Source organism: Saccharopolyspora sp., from assembly GCF_017434145.1.
GTDB lineage: Bacteria > Actinomycetota > Actinomycetes > Mycobacteriales > Pseudonocardiaceae > Saccharopolyspora_C > Saccharopolyspora_C galaxeae.
Map to the genome: position 1 here is coordinate 1 of NZ_JAFRFW010000942.1, position 3,459 is coordinate 3,459.

General features: G+C 71.3%; 3 protein-coding genes. All 3 read left to right on the forward strand.

Annotated elements, in window-relative coordinates; genetic code table 11:
• Positions 1-217 precede the first annotated feature (217 nt).
• Positions 218-2,515, forward strand: coding sequence for an FtsX-like permease family protein (locus IJH84_RS25385; protein ID WP_295149851.1), 2,298 nt, complete (start codon positions 218-220; stop codon positions 2,513-2,515).
• Positions 2,516-3,003: 488 nt separating this feature from the next.
• Positions 3,004-3,201 (forward strand): hypothetical protein, encoded by a 198-nt coding sequence (locus IJH84_RS25390; RefSeq protein WP_200072417.1) that lies wholly within the window; start codon positions 3,004-3,006, stop codon positions 3,199-3,201.
• A gap of 53 nt (positions 3,202-3,254) precedes the next feature.
• On the forward strand, positions 3,255-3,459 hold a 205-nt coding region (locus IJH84_RS25395; protein ID WP_295149853.1), incomplete at its 3' end, for a hypothetical protein.

Genomic DNA, 3,459 nt, shown 5'->3' on the forward strand with positions numbered 1-3,459 from the left:
AGCGCGGTGCTGCTGGTCACCCACCAGCCCGCGGTGGCGGCCTACGCCGACCGCGAGGTCACCATCCACGACGGCAGCACCGCCGTCGACGGATGAGCCGCCCGCCCGCGCCCCGCGGCGCACCGCAGATCGCTAAGGTGACCGGCGGCCGGACAACGGCAGGTGACAACGAGCCGCCCGGAAGCAGCGGAAGCGGCGACGTCGAGGGGACGTGCTGATGAGCGGGCTGCGCAACCGGGCAGCCGATTTCGTGCTGGGGGTCCGCCTGGTCCTCGGCGACCGCGACGCGCCGTGGGGCCGGCTGGTGCTGATGGCGGTGGGGATCGCCCTCGGGACCGCGGTGCTGCTGGGAGGCATCACGGTGCCCAATGCGGTGTCCACCTTGCACGAACGCGTCTCGGGCAGGCAGATGCCCGCGTTGGGGGACCGTTCGCCGGGGTCGGTCTCGATGCTGGGGGAGACCGTCCAGGAGAACTTCTACGACGAATCGGTCACCGGCACGAAGCTGCAACAGCTGCGCCCGGACGCTCCGGCGCCACCCGGCGTGGACCGGATCCCGGCGCCCGGCGAGCTGGTCGTGTCCCCGGCACTGCGGCACATCCTGGAAAGCCCCGAAGGTGCCTCGCTGCGAGCGCGGATGCCGGGACACGTGGTCGGCGTGATCGGCCCGGAGGGACTGGGCGGCGAGCAGGAGCTGCTCTACTACTCCGGGACCGACCGGATCAGCCCGAACGGCTCGGTCAAGGCGATCACCGACCACTTCGGCGAGCAGCCGGACCGCAGTGACGCGTCCCATGCCACCTGGGTACTGATATCGCTTGGCGTTTGCGTGCTGCTGCTGCCGGTCGTGGTGTTCGTGCTGAGCACCGCACGGCTGGCCGAGGTCGCCCGGCAGCGCAGGCTCGCCGCGCTGCGGTTGATCGGGGCGGGAAAGCGGCAGGTCCGCCGCATCGCGGCCGGCGAGAACCTGGTCGGCGCGGTCATGGGTGTGCTGTTCGGCTGGACGACCTACCTGCTCGCCCGCGACATGCTCGTGCGGTACACGCCGATCACCGGGACGTACTTCCCGTCCGACCTGCAACCGGTGTGGTGGAGCGCGCTGCTGGTCACGCTCGGGGTGCCGGTGGTGACGGTGGGCATCGTGCTGCTGTCGCTGCGGAGCACGGTCATGGACCCGCTCGGAGTGGTGCGCGGCCGTCCGTCGAAGCGCAGGCGACTGTGGTGGCGCTTGGTCCCACCGGTCGTCGGCGTGGCCGGGATCGTCGCGTCCGGTGCGCTCAGCAGCACGTCGGTGGACTCGGTGTATTACACGGTGCTGCTGGGCTGTTCCATGGCGCTGTCCTTGTTGACGGTCCCGCTGCTGTTGCCGTGGCTGGTGGAGATCACCGGCGGCAAGGCCACCGGTGGGCCGGTCGCGTGGCAACTGGCGCTGCGCAGGCTCCAGGCCAACGGCGGCGCCGCGGCGCGTTCGGTCAGCACGGTCGCGGTCGTGGTCACCGGGGTCGTCGCGCTGCAGACACTGCTGGCTCCCGGGGTGAGCGGGTTATCGACGCGCGACGGCGATCGCCGGGATCTCAGCGTCAGCGGGCAGCAGCGGGAATCGGGACCGTCCGCGATGGCGGCGGCGATCGACGAGATCACCTCGTTGCCCGGTGTCGAATCCGCGGGCGGCGGGCAGTCCTTCCTGGTGCGCGGCGGCGACAACGTGTCGGTGAGCGTGGCCGATTGCGCGCGGATCGAGCGGCTCAGCCGGGTACGGGACTGCCGTGACGGTGACCTGTTCGTCGTCCGGGGCCAGCGCGACACCGCGCTTGCCCCGGGCACCACCTGGGACGTCAGTGACTCGGCGGTGAGTGCACCGGAGGGCAGGTGGAGGCTCGGGCCGATGCGCGAGCTGCCGGACGGCGCGGATCGCAATTTGGCCTCGGGCTCGGCGCTGCTGGCCACTCCGGCGGCCGCGGCCGAGGTACCGCAGCACTCGCGCAGTGCGAACATCGACGTCGACGTCGCCGCCGACGCGCCACCGCAGGTGATCGAGCAGGTACGCACCATCGCCGCGGCCTGGTTCGACGAGAGCACCGCTTATCACACCTACGGCAGCGTTTCCGGCGAAGAGCTGGCCCAGAACCTCGTCCGCTACGCGAGCTTGCTGGGCGGGCTGCTCACCGTCCTGCTGGTCGGCAGCAGTCTGCTGGTCAGCGCGGTCGAGCAGATCCAGGACGGTGCCCGGCCGATGGCTGTGCTGGGGGCGGTCGGTGCACCGCGCAGCACCTTGATGTGGTCGGCGTTCCTGCAGAACGCGGTGCCGCTGGCACTGGCGATCGGATTGGCGGTCCCGTCCGGCCTGGTGCTCGGCTGGATCACCTCGGGGGCGATGGGCGGTGACCTCGCGATCGACCTGCCCGGGATGGGGCTGGTGATCGGCGTGGCCGTGGTGCTGGTGCTGGTGGTCACCGCGTTGACGGCGTCCACGATCTCCCGGGTCCTGCGCCCGGAGGAGCTGCGCACGGGCTGAACTCCCGCCTCGATCGTCGGGGCGGCCCGCTCGCACCTCTGCATTATCGTTGTCACGATCACTTCAGCGTCAATCGAAATCAACCTTAGCGATCACGTGCGGGCGAAGATCGCGAAGGCGAGTGGCTACTTCAGCTTCCGACGGCGCAGTTCCGTGCCGATGTCCCACAACGTCCAAGCGACACCACCGATGGCGAGCACGCCCAGCAGCAACAGGACGACGGATTCGGTCATGGCAGGGCTCCCGCGTTGCGCACGGTCCGGTGTCGGCGCCGGCTCGGTACCGGAACGGACTCCTCGAAGCCTAGTGCCGCGAGCGCTGATCGCCGGGCGGCGCGATTGCTTCGTGATCTCCGGTGCCGCTCGGCTACGCCGCCCTGCCGGGTGATGCGTCGGCATGTCCGTTCTCCCGTGCGCCGCTGCGGCCCCGACCATGGCCGGATCTCCCTGGCGTCTTCGCAGGCAGCAGGAAGGAGGTGGTGCGCAGCCATGTTCCTCGTGCAGCACGCCGTGCTGGCGGAGGCGGCGACCACTCAGGGGTGGGTCGGTGTGACGACCTTGGCGGCCGGTGGCCTGCTCGGGTTCGTCGCGCTGTATCGCCGTGCCCGGGCCACACTGGCGAAGCGGCGGCGGGCGCGGCCGATGCGCAGCGGACCGCAGATCAGCGCGCTGTTCCCGCGGCAGTAGCGCCCGCCGGGCGGACAGGCGGCACACCGTGATTCGTCCAGGGGGAGTGGCGAATGACCGGCATCAGGAAAGACGGCGACCGGGCCGCGCGCCCGGACGGGCGGGACGGTACTGAGATCGACGACGCGGCGCAGCCGCGGCCCGGCGCCGAGCAGGAACCCGATTCCCGGCCTGACGAGACGACCGCGGTGGCGCGCGGGAACCCGGTGACCGCGCCGTGGCGCGTCGTGGCTCCGCCGGTCGAACCCGCCCGACGTC

Excerpts from the sequence above, each read along its gene's own strand:
- IJH84_RS25385 (WP_295149851.1), top strand. The coding sequence starts at position 218 with ATGAGCGGGCTGCGCAACCGGGCAGCCGATTTCGTGCTGGGGGTCCGC.
- IJH84_RS25390 (WP_200072417.1), top strand. The coding sequence starts at position 3,004 with ATGTTCCTCGTGCAGCACGCCGTGCTGGCGGAGGCGGCGACCACTCAG.